At 44.9% G+C, this 706-nt stretch carries 1 protein-coding gene and 1 pseudogene; both read right to left on the reverse strand.

What is annotated here, in order from left to right; all coding sequences use genetic code 11:
- The coding region (locus tag KIV40_RS34435; protein WP_285353940.1) for a hypothetical protein at window positions 1-209 on the reverse strand (209 nt) is incomplete at its 3' end.
- A gap of 79 nt (window positions 210-288) precedes the next feature.
- Window positions 289-706, reverse strand: a pseudogene (locus KIV40_RS34440) (chromosome partitioning protein ParB); the annotation flags it as partial.

Genomic DNA, 706 nt, shown 5'->3' on the forward strand with positions numbered 1-706 from the left:
AGGTGCTGGCCTTTATTGAAAGGGATTGTTTGCGTGCCGGGTACTTCCAATTCACCGAGAACGTAGGCAGCAGAGTTAGCTTTGTTTTTGAGATAAGATTGAATCTCTTGAGATTGCCACTCCACATCGCCGGTGAGAACAACACCATAGCGATGGTTATGATGAATAGCAGTAGTAGAGAGTTGCGTTAAGAAAGGGAGAGTTGTCATAAATTGTGTCCAGATTGGTCTACACACAGTTTATCACAGGTAAAGAAAAAGCCGCATCAAGCGGCTTTTAATTGGAATGGTTCAATGCTAGGTTAGCACCCTTACGGCTGTATGAAGCACGGCCTTTAATTAGCTCAACCTTAGGAGTCGCTTTTTTCGCTGGCGCTGGTGCAAGTTCAGAAATCCAATTCTCTAGTGTTTCTGTCACGTCTTTTGTTAGACGAGTGACACCTTGCGCTTCACTACGCTGCCATACAAAACCATCAGTCGCATCGCATTTCGTCAGCAAGTTTTGTTGCTGTTCTGCATTAAGTGAACCAAATTGCTTGTGAAGTTTTACGATGGTTGGACGACCTAAGTCACTCACATTTGGATACGCTTGAAGCAGCTCTAGCGGAAGCGATGCCGCTTTCAAAGCGCCACTCACTAATGCTTCACTACACTGGAACATTTTAGCCAGCGCTTTTTGGTCTTCAGCTTCACCTTTATCTAGCTTC

Source organism: Vibrio sp. D173a, from assembly GCF_030248475.1.